Origin of the sequence: Pseudoalteromonas sp. T1lg76, assembly GCF_002964725.1 — a bacterium.
Taxonomy (GTDB): Bacteria; Pseudomonadota; Gammaproteobacteria; order Enterobacterales; family Alteromonadaceae; genus Pseudoalteromonas.
On record NZ_PQCE01000025.1, the window covers coordinates 108271 to 130554 of the forward strand.

The window sequence follows — 22284 nt, forward strand, 5'->3', positions numbered from 1 at the left end:
ACTAGAGCGGCACCTTAACCCGGCGCAAGATATCGTCGCACACGCTGGCCTGACTGTAATTGTCATGTGGATTGACGCGATGTTCACAGATACTGGAAAAAACCGCCTGCACATCCTCTGGCATCACATAATCCCGGCCTTCCAAAAACGCCCAGGCTTTAGCGCCTTGGGCCAGAGCGATACTGGCTCGCGGTGATAAAGGATGGGTAATATCACGGTCATGACGAGTCAGAGTCACTAAGGCGAGAATATAATCGACCACTGTGTTGGCGATACTTATATTATCCACGTGATTTTGCATCTGTTGCAGCTCGGTGCAGCTGATAATAGGCTCTATTGTTTTATGCCTTTGCGGACCAAGACCTTTGATCAGCAGTTTTTCTGCGTCTGCCGGTGGAAAGCCCAGGCTAAGTCGCATAAAAAAGCGATCCAGCTGGGATTCCGGAAGTGGAAAGGTACCGGATTGATGCTGCGGGTTTTGCGTAGCAATTACGAAAAAAGGCTCCGGCAAGGTATAACGCTCTGAGTCTATACTGACACAGCCTTCTTCCATGGCTTCAAGCAAGGCGCTTTGGGTTTTAGGGCCGGCGCGGTTAATTTCATCCGCCAACACAATTTGGCTGAAAATAGGGCCTTTATGAAACGTAAACTTATGCTCTTTGGTGTTAAAAATACTGGCGCCGAGAATATCCGCGGGCAATAAGTCACTGGTAAATTGAATACGCTGATAACTCATGCCTAGGGTTTGCGCCAAACCGTGAGACAAGGTTGTTTTACCCATGCCAGGCAGGTCTTCAAGCAATAAATGGCCACGGGATAGCATGGCGCATAGGGCGAGTTTTATTTGTTGTTCTTTGCCATAGATGACATCCGCTAAACCCAGCGTAAGTTGTTTTAATTTTTCTTGCATAGGGATTAGTTAAGCTCTAAACGCTTCATAACCATGTCGACTTTGTTGGCGTTAAAAGGTTTACTTATGTATTCCTCGGCGCCAAATTCCCAGTTGTGCTCAACGTTTTCGTAAGAATTATGGTCGGCACAAAGGATGATTTTACTGTGCGGGTGTAGCTCCGACAGGTAGCTGATAATGTCGCAACCGTCGCAGTCGGGTAAGGCAATATCAACGAAGATAACCTTGGGATCGAGTTGAGCGAGTAAAGGCTTAGCGTCGTTAATATCCGCGCTACCGGTGATCTGGTCATAACCTAGTTCGGTGAGAATCGCGGCTAAAGAACTACGCATGGACTGATCATTATCGATAATCAGAATTGGCTCCAGCGGGCGAACAAACTCCATAATGCATCTTTTTTATTGCTGTTTTAAACAATACTATGCGATAAGGCGCATTTGCTCAATACAACCAAGGCATGATTGAACACTTATCGTGAATTTAATCGACATTTAATGTGAAGCTAAAGCCGCTGTGATAGTTAGTGCCATAGAGATGGGTCGAATAATATTTATATAAACCATCGAAATGTCCGATACCGTCTAGTATTGGACATATGAAGGCGTATGGATTCGTGCTGCTGCATATAAGCCTTAATAACCTATAATTTATGTTATGTTAAATAGCGCATTTATAATTAAAAACAGAGTTATCCTCTTAATAAGTAATGTGTTTGCGCAGCCCTTTTTACCTGTTCTTGATTAACCAAGGTATTTTTTGTCGAGTTTCAGTGCTTGTCTGTTGAGTCAGCGTAAGTATCTTTGTCGCTGGTACCGGATTGTTTCTCGGTATTGATGATGCTTGCAACCGACTCTTTTAATTCTGGCGCGTATTGCTGCATATAGTCTTTCACTAACTTCACGTACTCATCATTATCCTGAAATGGCAAACTGGCATCAAAGGCCTCTGCGGTGACCCGCATCATTTTCTTATCATAGGTATCGAACTTGGAAATGATATCCGCTGCCTGTTCGCTGTTAATTCCTAGCGCTTCATAGGCAGCGCGCCCTATACGCAGTGAGCTGTCGTAGGTTTCTCGGATAATGTCACGGCAACCCAGTGCCCATAGCTGATAAACATGATGCCTGTCTATGGCTCGTGCTAACACATGGACATGGGGATAATTCTGTAAAACGTACTGAGTTAAGGTGGTGATTTGCTCTTTATCGTCCAGGGCTATCACCAATAATTTTGCTTTATCTATTCCGGCACTATTTAATAGATCAGGTCGTGTCGCATCCCCATAGAAATAATGCACTCCGATACGCGCCATGGCTTCCAAATGTTGATAATTATGGTCAATTACCGTGGCACGATACCCACCTATTTTTAATATCCTATCCACTAAACCGCCGACTCGTCCCGAACCGGCGATAATAATATGGCTGTTTTGTGGAAACTCTTCTTCGCGGCTTTTTCCTTCAACCACATATCTCGGCGCTATAACCTTTTGATATAGAATAAAAAGTAAAGGCGATATCAGCATAGACAGAGTAACCACCAGTAATAAACGGTCTGCCATGGCCTGCTCCATCACCTGATTGGTCACTGAGAATGACAGTAAAACAAAGCCGAATTCACCGGCTTGGGCAAGCCCAAGTGCAAGTAACCAAAGGGCTGCGCCTTTAATGCCAAGCACGCGTCCTAATACCAGTAACACGGCAATTTTTACCAGTATCAGGGCTAAGGTAGTAAAGAATATCCAGCCAAACTGCGCAGCCAATAGAGTGAAATTAATCCCGGCACCAACGGTAATAAAGAAAACGCCCAACAAGAGCCCTTTAAATGGTTCGATATTACTTTCAAGCTCATGTTTGTATGGAGAATTCGCAAGAACTACCCCGGCGATAAAGGTACCTAAAGCCGGCGATAACCCAACTAATGTCATCATTAAGGCTATGCCTATCACCAGGAATAAGGCCGTTGCGGTAAATAATTCCCTTAATCTTGCCTGGGCGACAAATTTAAAGATGGGCCCAGTCAGATACGCGCCCCCTACCACCACACTTAAGATCACCGCCAGTACTATTAATGCGCTTTGCCAGCCATTTAATCCACTTAGTATGTTTATTTGGGACGTAGCATGTGTGCCAGCGATCTCGGCGCTACTTGCATCGCCCATGGCCAGTAAGGGCAACACGGCCAAGATTGGAATAACGGCGATATCCTGAGTGAGCAATACGGAAAATGTTGCCTTACCGCCCTCGGTATCAAGCTCTGAGCGTTCGGTCAAACTCTGCAAGACTATGGCGGTGGATGACAAGGTGAGAATAAGTCCGATACTCAGGCCCGGTTGCCATGAATATCCTAAAAGCACAGCGACTCCCATAATAGCCAGAGCCGTAAGCAATACTTGCCCTCCACCTAAGCCTATTAACTGAGCGCGCATAGACCAGAGTTTTTTTGGCTCCAGCTCCAAGCCCACCAGAAAAAGCATCATCACCACACCGAACTCGGCGACATGCTGAATTGATACCAGGTCTATTTTAAGTACTGTTAATAAGGGTGCAATGATAATACCGGCTATCAGATAGCCAAGTACGGAGCCTAAACCAAAGCGCGTGGCAATGGGAACGGCCACTATGGCGGAGATCAGAAAAATACAGGCAACAATAAGAATGTCTGTCATCAATTTGCCCTTGAGCTAGCAATTTAGAATCACGCTTAAGGGCAAGTTTAGACGACTATTTATACTAAGGCTTTGATTTTGCCGAGATAAGGTAGGCAGGATTTAAAGATAAATCCCCAAGGTGGCATCGAGCAGCAAGGACACCGCAGAGATCATTATCACTGAGAAGGTTAACACCATGCTCACTACCCTCACCTTTATGTTTTCATCTAACTGGGAAATATTGCTGGCATGGATTAGACGTGCAAACACCAAGGTTGCCCCTAGCAGGTGGCTATAATGGCTTGCAAGACCCTGATATTCATTGAAAAATAATAGAAGCAACGCCAGCGGTACATACTCGATAAAGTTACCGTGAGCGCGTACTGCCCTCTGCAGTGCCATGCTGTCGCCGATACCGATAGAGCGGTGGCTACGTCGGCGCTCTTTGACTACGTAAAGGCTAAGTTGCAAATAGACCAGCGCTAAAATGGCGGCATAGATGGAAACAATCACGTCTGCTCTCCTGAGTACATTATCAGGCTAGAAGTTACAGGTAATTGATTTAAAAGAAAAGCGCCGAAGGAAAACTCTTTGGGATTTTACCTTCGGCTTTGACTAGGTTACACAGTCACGCACGGATTTTTATTGCCGAGTTTAATTATCGAGTAAAAATACCGCGTTAACCGAGGCACTGACCTTAATTTCGCCAACATTGTAGGCTTGCTCGACACCGGGCGCGGCATCTGCACTGACCATCATTTTCATTTCCGCGCGCGGATATGGAATCGGTCTGTCGTGGCTCATTACGTTAATGCTGTAAACTTTGCCCACCTTAGTATCAAAGCCATCGGCATAGGTTTTTGCTTTTTGCTTGGCATCACTAAAGGCTTGCTGTTGCGCTTGGTTATACAGTTCGTCGTAATTACTCAAACCAAAATGCGACTGCCCTACCTGGTTGGCTCCTTGCTGTACCAACAACTGCAAAACCGATGCATAGTTATCAATTTGGCGCAGAATAACACTGACATTACGGCTGACTTCATAGCCATCGAACTCATTGGTTTGTGTATCGCGGTTATAGCGGGTTTTGCTGTGAATGCCCAATTGGCTGGCATGAATATCCTTACTTTCAATACCCAGCTCTTTTAACGCCATGATCATGTTTGCCAGCTTTCTGTCGGCGGCACTTTTGGCCTCCAGCACATCCATGCTTTGCTCATTAACGCTCAGATTAATGGTTACCTTATCTGGCGTGGCCCACACTTCACCCACGCCGCGAACCTGTAAATGGGGCTCGTCGGGAATGGTTTGCGCCTGTACAGCGAAGGCTCCACCAAGGGCCAAAGAGGAAGTCAGTAACACCGAAAGTAGTTGTTTCATAGTCGTACCCATTATTGAAGAATTAACATAAGTCTATGTATAGACTAGTTAATTGCAACTGAATAAAAAAGGCCAGCGAAATGCTGGCCTAAAATTATGGGTTCAATTGGGTTTGTGAATTGGTATTAACCCAGCTCATCCGAAGCAACACGGTATTTAGGGTCTTCAATTACATTGATTTCCACAAGATCCCGTGCCTTACGCAGCAATTCCTTACAGTCGGCACTAACATGGCGCAGATGCAAGGTTTTACCTGCCTTGGTGTATTTATCCGCCAAGGTGTCTATGGCTTCGATGGCACTGTGATCCGCAACGCGACTGTGTTTAAACTCTACAATAACGTCTTTAGGGTCGTTTTTAATATCGAATAGCTCTAAGAAGTTCTTCGCCGATCCGAAGAACAAGGGGCCATGTAGCTCATAGACCTTAGAGCCTTGCTCATCGATATAGCTCTCGGTGTAGATATGTTTCGCATGTTGCCAGGCAAATACCAGGGCCGACACAATAATACCTACGCACACGGCAATGGCCAGATCAGTCGCTACCGTTACCGCACTTACTAAGAAGATAACGAAGGCATCGGATTTAGGGACCTTGCGCATAATACGGAAACTTGACCATTCAAAGGTGCCGATAACCACCATAAACATGACGCCAACAAGTGCTGCCAGTGGGATCATTTCAATGTAGCTGGCGGCAAATAGGATAAATACCAGTAGCAATAATGCCGCAGTAATACCGGATAAACGGCTGCGACCACCGGAATTAATATTGATCATCGACTGACCTATCATGGCACAGCCGCCCATGGCACCGAAGAAACCACAGGTTACGTTTGCCGCGCCCTGGCCCACACATTCTTTATTACTTTGACCACGGGTATCGGTAATTTCATCGATCAGGGTCAAGGTCAGCAGTGATTCAATCAAACCTATGGCCGCTAAGATCACCGCGTAAGGCAGGATGATTTTCAGGGTTTCAAGGTTAAATGGTACTTGAGGAATATGGAACTCAGGGAAACCGCCGGCTATGGTTGCAGCGCTATCACCCGTCATATCTTTTACAAAGTCGATAACGGTACGCGCTTCAAGGTCTAAACCTAGCACCAGGCCGGTTACCACTAAAATAGCGGCCAGGCTCGATGGAATAGCCGTTGTCAACTTAGGGAGGAAATGAATAATGGCCATGGTTAAGGCAACCAGGCCTAGCATGGTATAAAGCAGTTCGCCTTGCATCCAGTTCATTTGGCCATCGTCGCCCAACACCTTAAACTGCCCCAATTGGGCAAGGAAAATGACGATCGCCAAGCCGTTTACAAAGCCGAGCATGACCGGGTGCGGCACCATACGAATAAATTTGCCGAGCTTAAACACGCCCGCCAGTATCTGCAATATACCCATCAAGAGCACGGTCGCAAACAGGTATTCGACACCATGGGTGATAACTAAAGAGGTCATAACCACGGCCAAGGCGCCGGTTGCGCCGGAGATCATACCCGGACGGCCACCGATCAGTGAGGTGATAAGACCTACAATAAAGGCGGCATACAAGCCAACAAGGGGGTCAACCTGAGCTACAAAGGCAAAGGCCACGGCTTCGGGTACCAATGCCAAGGCAACGGTTAATCCCGATAGGATATCGTTTTTAGCAGAGCTAGGTGCTTTGCTGAGTAAGTTAAACATTCATTCCTCGTTTGCGGTGCGATTAGAAACAAGCTGCGAAAGGGGTGCAGATTCTAGCAAAAAGCAGAGAAATTAACAATTCAGCAAAGAGTTAGGCGACCGTTTTGGCCGCCTATAAGAAGATTTACAAAGGTAAAGAGGTGGAGCGTTTTACGCAGGTCATGGTGACGTTGGAGTGTACCTCTTGCACATAAGGCAGATTGAGCAAATTATCGCGAACAAATAGCTCATAACCTTCAATACCCTTAGAGATGATGCGCAGCATAAAGTCCATGGTGCCAGCCATGGTGTAACACTCGGTCACCTCGTCATAGCTCATGATCAATTCTTCAAATTGCGCCAGTTGATCGCGGCCGTGATTGGATAAACGAACATGGGCATACACCAGCATATCGAAGCCGAGCTTCTTCTCATCGAGTAAAGCTACTTTGCCCTTGATATAGCCTTCTTGCTCTAAACGGGCAATTCGGCGCCAACAAGGCGATTGCGAAAGGCCGACCTGATCGGCTATTTCCGCGGTAGAGAGGCTGGCATCTTGCTGCAGCAGTGCCAGTATCTGGCGATCAACTTGATTTAATGACATTGATTTTTCTTATTCTTTCGTTAATTAGGTAAAATTATACACAATCCATCCGGGATCGTCCTGCTTTTTTAACCCGAACTCCGAGTTAGTAAAGCCATCAGCTTAGCCAAAACGACCACTGATAAAAGGGTTAGTGGCACGTTCGTGACCCACGGTGGTATTTTCACCGTGACCGCTTAAGATGACAAAATCATCGTCCAAAGACAATACCTGACTTTTGATAGAAGCTATCAAGGTCGGAGCATCGCCCCTAGGAAAGTCGGTGCGCCCTATCGAACCTTTAAAGATCACATCCCCTACCAGCACCTGTTTTTGCGTTTGTTCAACAAAAATAACATGGCCGGGTGTGTGTCCTGGGCAATGGCGTACCTCAAAACTGAGCTCGCCTAAGGTCAAGGTGTCGCCATGACTTAACCATTTCGTCGGCCAAAATGCCGGACGAGGTGCAAAGCCAAACATCTGCGCCTGCTGTGGCAGTGCATCGAACCAAAACTTTTCGTCTATATGCGGGCCGATAATATCAAGGTTGTAAGCCTTAGCCAGCTCATCGGCCGCTCCTACATGGTCTAGGTGACCATGAGTTAGCCAAATGGCCTCGGGCACAAGTTCGTGCTCATTCAAGGTGGCAACTATTTTTTGTGCGTCACCACCTGGGTCGACAATAGCCGCCTTGTTGCTGCTGGTACACACCAAAATACGGCAATTTTGCTGAAATGGTGTCACCGGCACAGTAAGTATCTTTATGGTCATATTAGTACTGCATCAATATGGGGTAATTCAAATATTGCTGATCATAATACGGGCTTTGCGCATAAAGCCAAGCGCGGCGTGCTTTAGCATCCTCGGCAAAGCTCGAGTCTTTTAGCTTTTGCTCATAGCTTTCCTTGATGTCCTCATTGTTTAACAACATCTGCTCTGCATAGGGAGCCAAGGCATAGTTCTCAACATACTCGGTGCGCTGAAACAGGCTATGGAAAAAGCCCCACTGTAACAAAGAGTCTGGCGCTTGCGGGTGCAATAGATGCGTGGCGAGCAAGCCAAGCGTTTGATCTGTATCTACTTTTAGCCAATGCTCATCGACCATGACATTCATCTCTGTATATTCCATTGTCGGCGTCACTCTAAAGCGCCCTTCAAATGGCGCCTTGGCAAACTCGTGGCTGCCTATGCGCCCTTGGTGCAGGGTAAGTGTTACGGGTGTTGATATGGCTTCTGTTTTCACCCCTTGAATGTTCAGCACATCTAAAACTTGCGCATATTGGCGAGGAATATAAAAGGCCTTGGGGACAGCAACCTTGGTTTTAACTTCTTTTTGCCAGTAAATAGGCAAACTCGGATAATCGTGCGCCTTGCCTAGGTAGCGAACCTCATGGGCTTGGGTGGTTTTGCTGTGATAGCGCTCGTAGGCTATGCCCTTAAAACGAATATAGTCCGGCTCGCTGGCATAAGCGCGCTCAACGACCAGCTCTTTGTAGTTATCCTTAATTGAAGCAGTGACCGCCTGATTAAGTTGCTTACCATGCTTTGCTAAGGCTTCAATTGCGCCGTCTAAGAGCACATAGGTGCCAAGCACCCTTTGTTTATAGGGCTTTAATGAATGGTTCTCAACCAATATGGTGGGCAGGTGACGCAACTCTCCCCAGCCGTTAGAGTATCTAGGCCCAGCCACCCAACCGGCCAGACCCTTTGAAAATTCCATTTTATCCATCACAAAAACCAAAGGACCGGGCATATGCCCCTGTTGTTCGAGCCTGGTATTGATAATGGGCGCCACCCACTTGTCCAAAGCCTGTGTTACCTTGGGCGTGCTACTTGCAAAGCTTGGGTTATAGCCATAGGTGATATCGTATTGATAGTCGGCGCCGTCGGTCACATGCACATCTATGTATAAATCCGGCTGATAGGCATTAACGACATGGGCGATGGCGCGAACACCCGGGGTGTCTAACTTGGTGTAGTCGCGGTTTAAATTAAGGTTTTGGCCATTGGTACGAAAGCCCATAATACGTGGGCCTCTTTGGTTAATGCGATTAAAGGCGCTGCGGCGCTCATGACCATCGACATTGAGAATGGGGATAAACAGCAGATTAACCTGTTTTAATATATCGGGACGTTTGCCATTGGCAATATCGCGGAGCAGCATAAAGCCGGCGTCTTTGCCGTCTATCTCGCCACTGTGTATGCCCGCTTGAATCAGCAAGGTGGGTTTGTTGTCTGCTACAAGCTGCTCGGCGGAGGTCAACCCATGCTCAGTGGCAAGGAGCATACGAATACCACGCCCGGCATCGCTTTTACCTATGCTCACAGTATGAAACTGAGCGCTATTTGCCTTTGCCAGCTGATCTAAATACGCCATGGTGTCTTTATAATTTGGTGAGTCGACACCACCTGAGCGTTCAAAATCGGTTAGTAAGGGGCCCTGGGTTTGCATCAGGGTTTCACTCTTACCTTGCCAGGGGATCAATGGCGGCAGATGCGCATCTTGGCTCAGGGCGGCACTAAGCAATAAAGAGGTTAGCATAATAAGCTCTTGTTATTCTTATAAGTGGGTTTGAGTATAACAAGGTTAAACAAACACTGGCGAGGGCTGCGATGAAATGCTAGTTTGCCTACAAACCAGCGAATAATCATTACATTAGACTATGAAAACCATACTTATCACCGGCTGCTCCAGCGGCATTGGCTATTATTGTGCACAGCAATTGCAAAAGCGTGGCTATAAGGTTATTGCCAGTTGTCGCGCCCAAGAGGATGTAGATAAACTCAATGCAGAGGGTATAACCTGCGTGCAGCTTGATTACACAGATACGCAATCAATAGAAAAAGGCCTGCAAGAGGCGCTCACCCTCGGCGGCGGTAAACTCGATGCGCTCTTTAATAATGGCGCCTATGGTCAGCCCGGTGCCGTAGAAGACTTACCCGTAGAGGCGCTACGCAAGCAATTTGAAACCAATGTCTTTGGCTGGCACCACCTCACCCAGTTGGCCTGTAAAATAATGCGTCCACAAGGCCATGGCCGCATTATTCAAAACTCCTCGGTGTTGGGCTTGGTGACCCTACCCTATCGCGGCGCTTACAACGCCAGTAAGTTTGCCTTGGAAGGTCTAACAGATACCCTACGCCTGGAGCTCAAAGGCAGCGGTGTCCATGTATCTTTGATAGAGCCCGGACCCATCACCTCGAAATTTCGTGATAATGCCCTGCAGGCTTTTTTAACCTCAGGTATCAATATTGAAACCAGTGCGCATAAGGAAAACTATTTGGCACAACAGCGCCGGCTGGAATCGGCCGCTGGGCCTCAACCTTTTACATTAGGCCCGGAGGCTGTTTACAAGCGCTTGGTGCACGCCTTGGAGTCGCAACGACCACAGGCAAGGTATTATGTCACTACCCCAACCTATTTATTCGGCTTTTTAAGAAGAATCTTGCCCATCAGCTGGATGGACTGGGTGTTAACTAAATCCCGTTAACAGGAATTGCAGGCAATAAAAAAGGAGCCAATTGGCTCCTTTCTCTGCTAGCACAAATTAAGCTTCTAGGCCTTCTTTAGCCTTAGCTACTAGTGCTGCAAAAGCAGTTTGGTCATAAACAGCGATGTCTGCAAGGATCTTACGGTCGATCTCTACAGAAGTCTTCTTAAGACCGTTGATGAAACGGCTGTAAGACAAACCATTTTGACGAGCTGCAGCGTTGATACGAGCAATCCATAGTTGACGGAAAGTACGTTTCTTCGCACGACGGTCACGGTAAGCGTATTGACCCGCTTTAGTAACCGCTTGGAAAGCTACGCGGTAAACACGTGAACGTGCACCGTAGTAACCTTTAGCTTGCTTTAAAACTTTCTTGTGACGTGCGCGCGCGATAGTACCGCGTTTTACTCTTGCCATTATTCTATACCCCTATTAAGCGAATGGTAACATACGAGAAACTAAGCCGTGGTCGTTCTTGTGAACCATTAGCTTAGGACGTAGGTGAAGCTTACGCTTAGAGGTTTTCTTGGTCAGAATGTGACGAAGGTGCGCTTGTTTACGCTTAAAACCGCCAGAAGCAGTTTTCTTGAAGCGCTTAGCGGCGCCACGGTGTGTTTTTAGCTTATAAGCCATTGCAATAACTCCAATTGATATTGCTTAAATTTAGCAAGCAGGCGTCCAGCTTACACTGACACTTTATTGGCCTAACTTACTCCCAAAACCGGTGAAGGGACTTAAAAAGCCCCTTACTTTCAACCGGATAGATACAGGTGCTAAATAAATTACCAAGGCAATTTAGCTAGCTTGTAAACCTGCACTAAATCTTAAGCCGCGCAGTATACTATTTTTTAGCCACTGGCGCTAGCATCATAATCATTTGACGACCTTCGACTTTCTTAGGGAAAGACTCGCAGGTTGCCAAATCTTCTAAATCGTTTTTAATGCGATTTAAAAGTTCGATACCAATTTCTTGGTGGGCCATTTCACGGCCACGGAAGCGGATAGTTACTTTCGCTTTGTCGCCCGCTTCTAAGAACTTACGAAGGTTGCGCAATTTAACCTGGTAGTCACCAATGTCAGTACCCGGACGGAACTTGATTTCCTTAATCTGGATTTGCTTTTGCTTCTTCTTCTGTTCTTTTTGTGCCTTGCTCTTTTCGAAAATGAACTTACCGTAGTCCATAACCTTACAAACAGGTGGCTCAGCATTAGGGCTGATCTCAACGAGATCGACACCAGCTTCTTCCGCCAATGACAACGCTTCACTCAAAGACACAATGCCTGCTTGCTCACCGTCAAAGCCAATTAGTCGAACTTCTTTTGCCGTGATGTCTTCGTTAATACGATTTTTTTGAGTCGTTTGTTGACTCTTTTTTCCGCCTCTAATGGTACGTTCCTCCAAGAATATTAAAAACAAAAAAGGGTGTAACCTTCAGTATTTGGCACACCCTTTTTCAATCACAGACTAACGTCTATTCTTAATTTCGTCTGCGATTTTTGTAATAAAGTCATCGACTTTAAACTTGCCCAGGTCTTCACCTGTACGTGTCCTTACCGCGACTTCCTGTTCTTCAACTTCTTTGTCGCCAACTACTAACAGGTAAGGAATACGTTTTAAAGTATGTTCGCGAATTTTAAAGCCAATTTTCTCATTTCTCAAGTCGGCTGCAGCACGAATACCCAGTTTATTTAATTTTTGTACAACTTCTTGCACATAATCGGCCTGCTTATCGGTAATATTCATCAATACTACCTGCTTTGGCGCCAACCAGGTTGGGAATAATCCCGCGTATTCTTCGGTCAAAATACCGATGAAGCGCTCGATTGAACCCAAAATCGCGCGGTGGATCATTACTGGGGTGCGACGTTCGTTGTTTTCAGCAACGTAAGTTGCACCCAAACGACCCGGCAACATAAAGTCTAGCTGCACCGTACCACATTGCCATGCACGTTCCAAACAATCGTATAAAGTAAATTCGATTTTTGGCCCGTAGAAGGCGCCCTCGCCTGGCAGGTATTCAAACTCTATATCCTTGTCCATAAGCGCCTGCGCCAGCGCTTGTTCGGCACGACCCCAAAGCGCATCTTCACCGATACGTTGCTCTGGACGTGTCGACAGCTTAACCACGATTTTTTCAAAGCCGAAAGTTGAGTAAGTGTCGTAAACCATGTCGATACAGGCCGCTACTTCATCCAGGATCTGCTCTTCAGTACAGAAGATATGGGCATCATCCTGAGTAAAGCCACGTACACGCATCAAACCGTGCAGTGCGCCCGATGGCTCATTACGGTGACAACAACCGAATTCGGCCATACGCAGTGGCAGGTCGCGGTATGATTTTAAACCCTGGTTAAAGATTTGTACGTGACCTGGGCAGTTCATAGGTTTAATAGCGTACTCGCGCTTTTCAGACTCGGTCGTAAACATGGCGTCGCCATACTTGTCCCAGTGACCTGATTTTTCCCACAGTACACGGTCCATCATCAATGGGCCTTTAACTTCTTCGTAATCGTACTCGCGTAACTTCTCACGAACGAAATCTTCAAGCTCGCGATAAATGCTCCAGCCGTCGTTATGCCAAAACACCATGCCTGGCGCTTCTTCTTGCCAGTGCCATAGGTCAAGTGCTTTACCGATTTTACGGTGGTCACGTTTTTCTGCTTCTTCTAAACGTTGCAAATACGCTTTAAGTTGCTTTTTATCGCCCCACGCGGTGCCGTAGATACGTTGCAGCATCTTGTTTTCTGAATCGCCACGCCAGTATGCGCCGGCTACCTTCATCAGTTTGAAGTGCTGACAGAAAGACATGTTAGGTACGTGCGGGCCACGACACATGTCAACATACTCTTCGTGATGGTATAGGCCAGGACGGTCATCTTTTGAGATATTTTCGTCAAGGATTTCCATCTTGTAGGTTTCGCCACGTGCAGCAAAGGCATCGCGGGCTTCTTGCCAGCTGACAACCTTTTTAACTACATCGTATTTGGTTTTTGCAAGCTCAAGCATGCGCTTTTCCAGCGCTTCAAGGTCTTCTTGCGTCAGCGAGTGCTCCATATCGACATCGTAATAAAAGCCGTTGTCGATTGTCGGACCTATGGCCATTTTGGCGTCCGGGTAAAGCTGTTTAATGGCATGACCAATAAGGTGAGCACAAGAGTGGCGAATAATTTCTAAACCATCTTCATCTTTGGCGGTGATAATTTCTAAACGCGCATCTTCGGTTATAAGGTCACAGGCATCAACGCGCTCGCCGTTTACACGGCCGGCAATGGTTGCTTTCGCAAGACCTGGGCCGATATCAAAGGCCACGTCCAAAGTTGATACTGGGTTATCAAAAATACGCTGACTACCGTCAGGAAGAGTAATTACAGGCATGTTTAATCCTTTTACAGTGGTGACACCTACGCCGCGCCACATGTAGTAAGTTATATTTAATCGATTTAATTCATAATCAACGCTTATACCAACAAGCATTGCGATGATGTTGTTGCGCCTGAGTATGAGCGCAAGCGGCTATTCTCGCGTGCCCTGCATACAAATTCAAGGTTCAAGGAATAATTTTATTCCATTGTTTTTACACCATCTCTGATATACTAGAGGCCATTGAATACAAAGGCGATATAACATGAATACCTGTGGTGTAGAAATTAAAGGCAGCGAAGTGCTGCTGTGCTTATTATCAAAAGACAATGACGTTTTCGACATTCGCGACGTACGACAAACACGTTTTGTACTCAGTGACGCCGACGACACGGAACAAGTACAAAAGTTTTACCGCGATTTTAAAAAGCTGATGGAAGACTATGGCGTTGATTCAATCGCCATTAAAGGTCGTCCACAAAAGGGCAAGTTCGCCGGTGGTGCCGTTGGTTTTAAAATGGAAACGGCGCTGCAGCTTATTCCCGACCTAGATGTGTGTGTTCTTAATGCCACCACCATGAAAGAGCAATTAAAGCGCAACCCTGTTCCTATCGATTTTGAAGAAACTGGCTTAAAGAAATTCCAAGAACAAGCATTTATCACAGCTTATGTGTATATAATGCAGCGCACCTACGCCAAGGATTAAGCGCCAAGAATTACATGCTACTAGGTCGCTTTTTCAAGCGGCCTTTTTTATGTTGCTCACTCTTTTTTAAATCAACGATAGCGAGCTCTCTTATGATTGAAGTTTTTATCTTAGCCGTGGCCCTAAGCATGGACGCGTTCGCAGTATCCATCGGGCTTGGCTCAAAACACACCAGCTTAACGCGCTCGTTGGCACTCAAAGCCGGTGTGTATTTTGGTTTGTTCCAAGGCTTGATGCCGTTAATTGGTTATCTCGGTGGTAAAGGCGTGCTGGGCTGGGTGGACGCCTATGCTCATTGGATAGCCTTTGGCTTATTACTGCTTATCGGCGCAAAAATGATTTTTGAAGCCCTCAGTGAAGGCATCGAAGAAGATATAGCGCAAATCACCCATAAGGTGTTGTTGTTACTGGCCATAGCTACCAGCATTGATGCCATGGCAGCGGGTTTTACCTTAACCCTGCTAGATGTGCACCCCTTGTTGGCTTGTGCAATTATCGGGGCAGTCACCCTGGTATTTAGTTTTGTCGGCGTATTTGTTGGTGCCCGCAGCGGCACCTGGTTAGAAAGCAAAGCAGAATTACTCGGCGGTGTGGTCTTGATCCTTATCGGATTTAAAATCCTCCTTTTCTAACACTCGTCTAGCTCCTTATTACAGGATAACCAATAGGGTCCGGGCAAATTTGCGCCGGGCCCACTCCCCCTTCTTTATAATACCAATTCACTTAAATAGCTAAGCGGGCTAAATATCATGCTCACGGCGTTGGGATTTTTCTATGTAGAATAACTACATAAGAAAAATACCGCCTTGTTATCATATCATTTATCCAGCGCTACCTCTGATCACATACTTAACATAATTGGTATAAGCGTCTAGCTTGCCCACACACTAGATTTTTCAATTCATTACTCTTGCCCTACTTACCTAAACTCCCCACTCTTTGTCGACACCTATCTACACCTTTAGTCGCATCTGCAGGGTTAATCGTCTTTTTTAATGGCATGTGTCGACAATCTATGTTTGAGTAGATGCTAAAAATTGATTGAGTAAAATTCATTTTGCGCCAAGGAGGCACAGTATGCCCACGCATTTAAACCAGCAATTTCCTCTTACTCACAGCGCGTATCAAGGCACCAGCCAAATTAGCCTTAGCGAGCAGACAATAGGCGGTTACCTGCAAGGTATTGTCGACACCTCTGGGGATAAAGAAGCCATCGTCGTTTGCCACCAAGACATACGATGGAGCTATAAACGTTACCTTGAAGAAATAGAGCGGGTCGCCACCGGCCTATTGGCATTAGGCGTACAGCCAGGAGACAGGGTCGGCATTTGGTCCCCAAATAATATCGAATGGTCACTGATCCAAATGGCGACGGCGAAAATCGGCGCCATTATGGTGTGCCTAAACCCGGCCTACCGCCCTCACGAACTGGAATTTGCCATCAATAACGTTGAGGTGAAATTTCTGGTCATGGCGCAGCAGTTTAAGGCATCAAATTATGTAGAAATGCTGTATCAGTTAGCGCCAGAGTTAAAAGAGCCTAACCACCAAGGGCCAATAGCTAAACTGCCTTCATTGATTCAGGTAGTCAGTATAGGTGAGCAAGAGCTCCCCGGGATGCTGCCCTTTGCCGAGTTACAGAATTTAGGCCAAGCTCAGCATTATAAGCAGATGCAGGAAATCGCAGCGCGGCTCAGCCCGGATGACGCCATCAATATTCAGTTTACCTCAGGCACCACGGGCAACCCAAAAGGCGCGACCCTAAGCCATAGAAATATATTGAATAACGGCTTGCTCGTTGCGCGTGCCATGCACTTTAACGAAAACGACCGCCTGTGCATTCCTGTGCCCTTGTACCACTGTTTTGGCATGGTGCTCGGCAACCTGGTCTGTGTTGCCAGTGGCGCCTGCGCCATCTTCCCTAGCCTGTCGTTTGAACCCCTGACCACGCTAAAAGTTGTTGAGCAGGAGCGCTGCACCGCCTTACATGGTGTGCCTACCATGTTTATTGCGCAATTAGAGCTCCCGGAATTTTCTCAGTTTGACCTTTCTACTCTGCGTACCGGGGTCATGGCTGGCGCCACCTGCCCGCAGGAATTGATGCGCAAGGTGCACAGTGAATTTAATATGACACAAGTACTGATTGGCTATGGACAAACCGAATGCAGCCCCATTAATCATATTACCGAGATGGACTCTCCTATAGAGAAGCAGGTGGAAACCGTAGGCCGGGCCATGGCGCACACCGAAGTGAAAATCATCGATGAGCGCGGCGAAGTTGCAGCCATTGGCACGGCCGGGGAAATATGTGCCCGCGGTTATTGCGTAATGCAGGGTTACTGGGGGGATGAAGCGAAAACTAAGGCCACCATAGACGCACAAGGCTGGCTGCACTCAGGCGATCTTGGGGTTATGGACGAGCAAGGCTATGTCACCATAGTGGGTCGTATCAAGGACATGATCATACGTGGCGGTGAAAACATCTACCCGCGCGAAATTGAAGAGCTGTTATACCTTAACGAGGCAATCAGTGATGCCGCCGTATTTGGTATTCCCGATGATAAGTTCGGCGAGCAGGTGTGCCTGTGGCTTAAATTAAAAGATGGCCATTTCCTCAACGAGCAACAGTTGCGTGACTATCTTAAAGAACACTTGGCTTACTTTAAAATTCCCAAATACATTGAAATCGTCGACGAATACCCAATGACGGTGACCGGTAAACTACAAAAATTCAAAATGCGTGAACAAATGATAGCTAAGCTCGAAGCAGAGCAAGCATTAGCGGTATAAGCCCGAAGGCCCCAGCACAGGGGCCTTTGTTATGATCCAAGTAACATTAATTAATCCCCTAAGCCGCACACTGTTGCCGAATTGCCACGCGCTATGGCTAGGCAGCTCTTTTTAAAGCCGCTACACTGCGCCATTAACAGTATTAGTTGTTTATGGTCTTATGTTTGCATTTTTTGAAAAGCTAACCCGCCCCTTCCCCGAGCGCAGCACACAAGCGCCACCTAAAGGCTTGCTGGCATTTTGTCGTTATTACACTCGAGGAATGGAATGGCCGCTGGCGGTTATGTCTATCAGTGCCGCACTTTTAGCTGTAATTGAGGTATCGCTATTTAGCTTTATGGGTCAGCTGGTTGATTGGCTCAATCAGACCACACCACAGGAGCTGTTCGCCAAAGACAGCGGTAAACTTTGGTTTATGGGCATTTTGACCCTGATCATCTTGCCCATACTGGTGTTTGTGCATTCCGCCGTATTGCATCAGGCTCTACTTGGCAATTATCCCATGTCGATCCGCTGGCTGGCGCACCGCTATTTGTTGCGCCAAAGCATGAGCTTTTATCAGGACGACTTTGCCGGACGTATCGCTACCAAGGTAATGCAAACATCCCTGGCGGTACGGGAAACCGTGATCAAGCTGTTAGATGTTGCCGTCTATATTCTGGTTTATTTTACTGCCATGCTGCTGTTTATTGGCCAGGCAGATTGGCGCCTGACAGCGCCCATGTTGCTCTGGCTGCTAGGCTACGCCTGTATTCAACGCTATTTTATTCCTCGTTTAAAGCGCGTTGCCGAGGAGCAAGCAGAGGCGCGTTCGCAAATGACAGGCCGTATCGTTGACAGCTACACCAATATTTCCACCATTAAGCTGTTTTCCCACTCATCGAAAGAAGAGCGCTACGCCAAGGAGTCGATGGAGCTGTTTTTAGATCCCGTTTATCGCCAAATGCGCTTGGCCACAGGCCTTCAAGTGAGCGTGCAAGTGCTCAACTACACCTTAGTGGCTATTACCGCGGCGCTGTCTATTTACTTGTGGTCTTTAAGTGCTATAAGCGTTGGCGCCATTGCTATCGCCGTGAGCCTGGCCCTACGTCTAAACGGTATGGCTCAGTGGATCATGTGGGAAATAAGCGCCTTATTTGAAAATATAGGCACGGTAGCCGATGGCATGAGTACCCTGACCAAACCCATCGCCATTGAAGATAAACGCGATGCTAAGGCACTTGAAGTAACATCCGGTGCTATTAGCTTTAGCAATATTAGTTTTAATTATGGCAAGGCCCAGCAGGATGAACAACACAGTGTCTTGGCTGGGTTGGATTTGCATATTCGCGCAGGTGAAAAGGTCGGTGTGGTTGGACGCTCAGGCGCCGGTAAATCCACTTTGGTTAACCTTTTGCTGCGCTTTTACGATGTTGAGCAAGGCTCCATCAGCATCGACAATCAAGCAATAGATGGCGTCACTCAGGAGAGTCTGCGCCAGCATATCGCCATGGTGTCACAAGACACCGCCCTATTGCACCGCAGCGTGCGTGAAAATATCGGCTATGGTCTGGCCGATGCCAGCGATGAGCAGATCATCAATGCGGCCAAACAAGCCAAGGCCTGGGAGTTTATCGAAGAGCTTGAAGACAGCAAGGGCAACAAGGGTCTTGACGCTCAAGTGGGCGAGCGCGGGGTTAAACTCTCAGGCGGTCAGCGCCAGCGTATCGCCATTGCCCGAGTGCTGTTAAAAGACGCGCCGATATTGGTGCTCGATGAGGCCACCTCGGCACTCGACTCAGAGGTCGAAGCGGCCATTCAGGCCAGTTTAGATACCCTGATGCAGGATAAAACCGTTATAGCCATTGCCCACCGTTTATCGACCATAGCGCAAATGGATCGCCTGGTAGTGATGGATAAGGGTCATATTGTTGAGCAAGGCACGCATCAGGAGTTGATCGCTGCAGGCGGCATTTATGCCCAGCTCTGGGCCCATCAAACCGGTGGCTTTATTGGTACCGAATGATGAATATTAAGACCTCGCTTAGGCGAGGTTTTTTATACACTTGATTAGACAGACGAAATAAACAGAACTAGTTTTATTAGCTCAAGTTGCAATATCGCAACCTGTAACGAGGAGCTTACTATGTATAAGAACTTATTTATAGGAGCGTTGTTTTGTGTTTTTAGTTTGCTGTCTATTCAAGTCGTACACGCCGAAGATAATGAGCCGCCTTTTATTGGCGGCAATTACTGGGAAGTTACAGGGATTAAAATAGCCGATGGAGCAGGATTAAAGTATGCGAAATGGTTGGCGTCCGAGTGGCGTAAAAGCTCTGACTTCGCCGTAGAGCAAGGATGGATCAGCAGCTATTCCATTGTCAAAAATGTTCATCCAAGAGCAGACGAACCCGATCTCTACATAGTACGGGTTTTTGAAAATATGGCTTCGGTTGCCGAGAATGAAAAGCGCCGTGAAGCCTACTTCCAATGGGTGCAGAAGAGCATGGAAAAGATGCAAGAAGAAAGTGGTAATCGTGCAGAATATCGCACCGTTATGAGCACTTATTTATTGCAGGAAATGAAGTTTAGGCAATGACCAAAAGCAAGCAGAGTCCTTAGACTGGCTCTGCTTGCTCCTCACCCCGCCTATTCCTGTGACAAGGCACACAAAAGAGATAAGAAGGTTTCAACTGACTCCACGGACGCCGACTCGGACATGGTGTGATAACCGGTAGAGGGGATCTGAATCGTGGTGCCGTCCACTAACCCGTTGGAAGCCGCGATGATACGCCCTAACTCGGTGCTGCCAATGGATCTTGGCTCCTCACCTTGGGTAATTAGCTGCTCATTTATGGCTTCCATATATTTGTCTTTATACAAGTAGCTTATATTCTGTTGCTCGCAAAGCTGCTGCACCATTTGCGTTGCCTCGCTATTGAAAGCCGCGTTGGCGTCTTTATTTCTGAGCACCAATTGTTGATTGTCTGCTGCGTCCACATCAGGAAATGGACTGGTATCAACCACAAACAGGCGGTTTGTAGAGCCGCCAAAACGGCGGAACCACTCAAGCAAATAGCGCCAGCTCTTGCCCGCTTCTTCCTGTGCGGTAAAAAACGCCGTGCCCTGAAAGCCAAGACTAAACATATGTACCAAGGCCGCCGCACATAAGACGTTGTCGAGTTGCCCGTAAAGTCGCTGCTCCTGTATTTTCAATTTATCTTTAAAGGCCACGGGCGTACCGGCAACCAGGCCTTCTAAGCCGTCAATTTCAAAGATCAGGTTATTGCGATACTCGCAGATGTAGGCATTGGTAATCACGCCACTGCCACGATACGCGCCGGACCAGGGTTCATAAGCATACACGGGTTCATTTTGAAAGCGCTCGGTGATCTTGGTCATCAGCTCTTCGGATACCGAGTTATTTAATAAATCCGTGCGATTAGCGGAGATAAAGGCCGCGTATTGAAACTCATTGGGGCCTGTGCAGATCAGGCCATGCCTGTCGATATGGGCGGAAAACATGGTGCTAAAAGGCTTGCTCCCCTGGGCTACCAATAAGCCTTCATACCAGGTGACATGCGCGCCGCGCTCTTCTAACTCCCTTTGTAACACCCTAAAAAATGAATGCTCAGCACCAACCACGCTGGGCTGCCGGATAATGGTTTTTAGCAGATCAAAGAACTCATTGTTTAACATAACCACCTGACTCTGTAAGCGCTCTATAAGCAAAAGTTAATTGGGTCCATTCCCAACTAGCGAAGCTAGAACAGCCCTAGTTTAGAGTCAATCAATTTCACTCTAGGCACTGATTTGCTTGGCTATTAATTTACATTTTTGAATTCAAACGAGGTATAAAATGGCTGACTGTCGGGCGTGTATGACAAGGAACTGGCCATAACATCTGCAAAACATTCGGAAAACTTGCTGCTACCCTGATGCCACGAATTGATCACCTGCCCCGAGGCGTCAATTTGCACCACAACCGTAAACTTGATGGGAATTGAGCTTGTTTGCCGTAAACAATGAGGAAATGCCGAAGATGCAAGCTTGCCTTGTGCCTTAACTAAGCGCTCGGCTTCATTTGCCGACATGGAAGCCTCTATATTATCGGCGCGGGATTTTGCCTGTTCAAAGCTAAGCGGTTCGGCCGATGCCAACGAAGAGAGGGTTGCGGCCATAGGGGCCAGCAGGTAAAACGCGTATTTCATTGTTGAGTCCTTTCTATTATAAAAAACTCCCCTGTTAGGGGAGTCATTGCCTGGGTCGCTAAATAAATATTTTAGACCATGCGGGCATTTTAGCGACCCAGGTCGCTGGTGGCTTAAGGTACAATTCCTTGCTCTTACCTCGACGCTACCTTGTCTTTTTTACGCTGCCTGATGTGCCACCAAGAGCTGATTCAGTCTCTTAAGCTGCAAAATCGCCATTGCACCAACGACAAGACCTGCCGCACCGAGGGCGATAATGAACATGCCTCGGCTATCACTGGCGCTCGGTGTCGCCAACAACGTTGCCAAGCCAGAAAATGATAGTAAGAATGTACTTAGGATCAGTAACAGCGTAGATGGGATAACTTTCATAATAATTCCTTGTTAATCGTTTTATATTTTTATTATGTGAATGCTGTACCAGGAAATAGGCATAGTCCGCCAACGTGTTTCCCTGCATATTCACTACTTCTATTGATAACAGATAGTTACAACCTTTACTAGTGTAGACTCAATCCGCCTACTTGGATAGTAAAGCAGCTTCATAGTGGCAAATTAAATA

General features: G+C 47.0%; 22 protein-coding genes. 6 read left to right on the forward strand and 16 right to left on the reverse strand.

Annotation, left to right across the window (positions count from 1 at the left end):
- Position 1: 1 nt before the first annotated feature.
- The 9 genes from C2M35_RS09910 to C2M35_RS09950 form a co-directional block, all read right to left on the reverse strand.
- The gene (locus C2M35_RS09910) at positions 2 to 910 is read right to left on the reverse strand and encodes an AAA family ATPase (protein ID WP_105265233.1); all 909 of its coding nucleotides are present in this window, start codon (positions 908 to 910) and stop codon (positions 2 to 4) included.
- 5 nt (positions 911 to 915) lie between these two features.
- Positions 916 to 1296: a response regulator gene (locus C2M35_RS09915; RefSeq protein ID WP_105199003.1), complete on the reverse strand. Its 381-nt coding sequence runs from the start codon at positions 1294 to 1296 to the stop codon at positions 916 to 918.
- 380 nt (positions 1297 to 1676) lie between these two features.
- A complete protein-coding gene (locus C2M35_RS09920; RefSeq protein WP_105265234.1) occupies positions 1677 to 3578 on the reverse strand; it encodes a cation:proton antiporter domain-containing protein in 1902 nt (633 codons plus the stop codon).
- Positions 3579 to 3680: 102 nt separating this feature from the next.
- Positions 3681 to 4073 (reverse strand): MAPEG family protein, encoded by a 393-nt coding sequence (locus C2M35_RS09925; RefSeq protein WP_105215952.1) that lies wholly within the window; start codon positions 4071 to 4073, stop codon positions 3681 to 3683.
- A gap of 141 nt (positions 4074 to 4214) precedes the next feature.
- The gene (locus C2M35_RS09930) at positions 4215 to 4940 is read right to left on the reverse strand and encodes an SIMPL domain-containing protein (RefSeq protein ID WP_158677959.1); all 726 of its coding nucleotides are present in this window, start codon (positions 4938 to 4940) and stop codon (positions 4215 to 4217) included.
- A 125-nt stretch (positions 4941 to 5065) separates the two neighbouring features.
- The gene (locus tag C2M35_RS09935) at positions 5066 to 6622 is read right to left on the reverse strand and encodes a SulP family inorganic anion transporter (protein WP_105215956.1); all 1557 of its coding nucleotides are present in this window, start codon (positions 6620 to 6622) and stop codon (positions 5066 to 5068) included.
- A gap of 124 nt (positions 6623 to 6746) precedes the next feature.
- Positions 6747 to 7205, reverse strand: a complete 459-nt coding sequence (locus tag C2M35_RS09940; protein WP_105198954.1) for an Lrp/AsnC family transcriptional regulator — start codon at positions 7203 to 7205, stop codon at positions 6747 to 6749.
- A gap of 102 nt (positions 7206 to 7307) precedes the next feature.
- Complete coding sequence (locus C2M35_RS09945) at positions 7308 to 7949, reverse strand: MBL fold metallo-hydrolase (RefSeq protein ID WP_105265281.1); 642 nt, start codon at positions 7947 to 7949, stop codon at positions 7308 to 7310.
- Between the two features lie 7 nt (positions 7950 to 7956).
- Positions 7957 to 9726, reverse strand: coding sequence for a M14 family metallopeptidase (locus C2M35_RS09950; protein WP_105265235.1), 1770 nt, complete (start codon positions 9724 to 9726; stop codon positions 7957 to 7959).
- Positions 9727 to 9847: 121 nt separating this feature from the next.
- On the opposite strand from C2M35_RS09950, the gene C2M35_RS09955 reads away from it, so the two are divergent.
- Complete coding sequence (locus tag C2M35_RS09955; RefSeq protein ID WP_105265236.1) at positions 9848 to 10675, forward strand: SDR family oxidoreductase; 828 nt, start codon at positions 9848 to 9850, stop codon at positions 10673 to 10675.
- A 57-nt stretch (positions 10676 to 10732) separates the two neighbouring features.
- Here C2M35_RS09955 and rplT read toward each other — a convergent pair whose 3' ends face one another.
- The 4 genes from rplT to thrS all read right to left on the reverse strand — a co-directional run bounded on the left by rplT (position 10733) and on the right by thrS (position 14051).
- Positions 10733 to 11092 carry a 50S ribosomal protein L20 gene (gene rplT / locus C2M35_RS09960; protein WP_105189760.1) on the reverse strand — a complete coding sequence of 120 codons (360 nt, stop codon included), beginning with the start codon at positions 11090 to 11092 and terminating at the stop codon, positions 10733 to 10735.
- Between the two features lie 15 nt (positions 11093 to 11107).
- Positions 11108 to 11308 (reverse strand): 50S ribosomal protein L35, encoded by a 201-nt coding sequence (gene rpmI / locus C2M35_RS09965; protein WP_022944197.1) that lies wholly within the window; start codon positions 11306 to 11308, stop codon positions 11108 to 11110.
- A 208-nt stretch (positions 11309 to 11516) separates the two neighbouring features.
- On the reverse strand, positions 11517 to 12077 hold the full coding sequence (gene infC / locus C2M35_RS09970; protein WP_105199099.1) for a translation initiation factor IF-3: 561 nt from the start codon (positions 12075 to 12077) through the stop codon (positions 11517 to 11519).
- Between the two features lie 63 nt (positions 12078 to 12140).
- A complete protein-coding gene (gene thrS / locus C2M35_RS09975; RefSeq protein WP_105265237.1) occupies positions 12141 to 14051 on the reverse strand; it encodes a threonine--tRNA ligase in 1911 nt (636 codons plus the stop codon).
- Positions 14052 to 14301: 250 nt separating this feature from the next.
- Between thrS and C2M35_RS09980 the strand changes: the two genes are divergently transcribed.
- The 5 genes from C2M35_RS09980 to C2M35_RS10000 all read left to right on the forward strand — a co-directional run bounded on the left by C2M35_RS09980 (position 14302) and on the right by C2M35_RS10000 (position 20110).
- Positions 14302 to 14742 carry a DUF3010 family protein gene (locus C2M35_RS09980; RefSeq protein ID WP_105198950.1) on the forward strand — a complete coding sequence of 147 codons (441 nt, stop codon included), beginning with the start codon at positions 14302 to 14304 and terminating at the stop codon, positions 14740 to 14742.
- Positions 14743 to 14834: 92 nt separating this feature from the next.
- A complete protein-coding gene (locus tag C2M35_RS09985) occupies positions 14835 to 15374 on the forward strand; it encodes a manganese efflux pump MntP (RefSeq protein WP_105265238.1) in 540 nt (179 codons plus the stop codon).
- A 445-nt stretch (positions 15375 to 15819) separates the two neighbouring features.
- Positions 15820 to 17532: an AMP-binding protein gene (locus tag C2M35_RS09990; protein WP_105265239.1), complete on the forward strand. Its 1713-nt coding sequence runs from the start codon at positions 15820 to 15822 to the stop codon at positions 17530 to 17532.
- A gap of 160 nt (positions 17533 to 17692) precedes the next feature.
- Positions 17693 to 19537: an ABC transporter ATP-binding protein gene (locus tag C2M35_RS09995; RefSeq protein ID WP_105265240.1), complete on the forward strand. Its 1845-nt coding sequence runs from the start codon at positions 17693 to 17695 to the stop codon at positions 19535 to 19537.
- Between the two features lie 120 nt (positions 19538 to 19657).
- Positions 19658 to 20110: a hypothetical protein gene (locus C2M35_RS10000; RefSeq protein ID WP_105198946.1), complete on the forward strand. Its 453-nt coding sequence runs from the start codon at positions 19658 to 19660 to the stop codon at positions 20108 to 20110.
- 50 nt (positions 20111 to 20160) lie between these two features.
- On the opposite strand, the gene C2M35_RS10005 is transcribed toward C2M35_RS10000, so the two are convergent.
- The 3 genes from C2M35_RS10005 to C2M35_RS10015 form a co-directional block, all read right to left on the reverse strand.
- On the reverse strand, positions 20161 to 21210 hold the full coding sequence (locus tag C2M35_RS10005) for a peptidase M42 (protein WP_105265282.1): 1050 nt from the start codon (positions 21208 to 21210) through the stop codon (positions 20161 to 20163).
- Positions 21211 to 21335: 125 nt separating this feature from the next.
- Positions 21336 to 21722 (reverse strand): hypothetical protein, encoded by a 387-nt coding sequence (locus C2M35_RS10010; protein ID WP_105265241.1) that lies wholly within the window; start codon positions 21720 to 21722, stop codon positions 21336 to 21338.
- 159 nt (positions 21723 to 21881) lie between these two features.
- Entirely contained in the window at positions 21882 to 22094 is a 213-nt protein-coding gene (locus C2M35_RS10015) for a hypothetical protein (RefSeq protein WP_105265242.1), read from the reverse strand.
- Between the last annotated feature and the right edge of the window lie 190 nt (positions 22095 to 22284).

What these genes read in the sequence shown, in the direction of transcription:
- C2M35_RS09940 (WP_105198954.1), bottom strand. Translation starts at nt 7,205, where the DNA reads ATGTCATTAAATCAAGTTGATCGCCAGATACTGGCACTGCTGCAGCAA.
- C2M35_RS10015 (WP_105265242.1), bottom strand. Translation starts at nt 22,094, where the DNA reads ATGAAAGTTATCCCATCTACGCTGTTACTGATCCTAAGTACATTCTTA.
- C2M35_RS09935 (WP_105215956.1), bottom strand. Translation starts at nt 6,622, where the DNA reads ATGTTTAACTTACTCAGCAAAGCACCTAGCTCTGCTAAAAACGATATC.
- C2M35_RS10010 (WP_105265241.1), bottom strand. Translation starts at nt 21,722, where the DNA reads ATGAAATACGCGTTTTACCTGCTGGCCCCTATGGCCGCAACCCTCTCT.
- C2M35_RS09955 (WP_105265236.1), top strand. Translation starts at nt 9,848, where the DNA reads ATGAAAACCATACTTATCACCGGCTGCTCCAGCGGCATTGGCTATTAT.
- C2M35_RS10000 (WP_105198946.1), top strand. Translation starts at nt 19,658, where the DNA reads ATGTATAAGAACTTATTTATAGGAGCGTTGTTTTGTGTTTTTAGTTTG.
- C2M35_RS09915 (WP_105199003.1), bottom strand. Translation starts at nt 1,296, where the DNA reads ATGGAGTTTGTTCGCCCGCTGGAGCCAATTCTGATTATCGATAATGAT.
- C2M35_RS09920 (WP_105265234.1), bottom strand. Translation starts at nt 3,578, where the DNA reads ATGACAGACATTCTTATTGTTGCCTGTATTTTTCTGATCTCCGCCATA.
- rplT (WP_105189760.1), bottom strand. Translation starts at nt 11,092, where the DNA reads ATGGCAAGAGTAAAACGCGGTACTATCGCGCGCGCACGTCACAAGAAA.
- C2M35_RS09985 (WP_105265238.1), top strand. Translation starts at nt 14,835, where the DNA reads ATGATTGAAGTTTTTATCTTAGCCGTGGCCCTAAGCATGGACGCGTTC.
- thrS (WP_105265237.1), bottom strand. Translation starts at nt 14,051, where the DNA reads ATGCCTGTAATTACTCTTCCTGACGGTAGTCAGCGTATTTTTGATAAC.
- C2M35_RS09910 (WP_105265233.1), bottom strand. Translation starts at nt 910, where the DNA reads ATGCAAGAAAAATTAAAACAACTTACGCTGGGTTTAGCGGATGTCATC.
- C2M35_RS09930 (WP_158677959.1), bottom strand. Translation starts at nt 4,940, where the DNA reads ATGAAACAACTACTTTCGGTGTTACTGACTTCCTCTTTGGCCCTTGGT.
- rpmI (WP_022944197.1), bottom strand. Translation starts at nt 11,308, where the DNA reads ATGGCTTATAAGCTAAAAACACACCGTGGCGCCGCTAAGCGCTTCAAG.
- C2M35_RS09980 (WP_105198950.1), top strand. Translation starts at nt 14,302, where the DNA reads ATGAATACCTGTGGTGTAGAAATTAAAGGCAGCGAAGTGCTGCTGTGC.
- C2M35_RS09950 (WP_105265235.1), bottom strand. Translation starts at nt 9,726, where the DNA reads ATGCTAACCTCTTTATTGCTTAGTGCCGCCCTGAGCCAAGATGCGCAT.
- C2M35_RS10005 (WP_105265282.1), bottom strand. Translation starts at nt 21,210, where the DNA reads ATGTTAAACAATGAGTTCTTTGATCTGCTAAAAACCATTATCCGGCAG.
- C2M35_RS09990 (WP_105265239.1), top strand. Translation starts at nt 15,820, where the DNA reads ATGCCCACGCATTTAAACCAGCAATTTCCTCTTACTCACAGCGCGTAT.
- C2M35_RS09995 (WP_105265240.1), top strand. Translation starts at nt 17,693, where the DNA reads ATGTTTGCATTTTTTGAAAAGCTAACCCGCCCCTTCCCCGAGCGCAGC.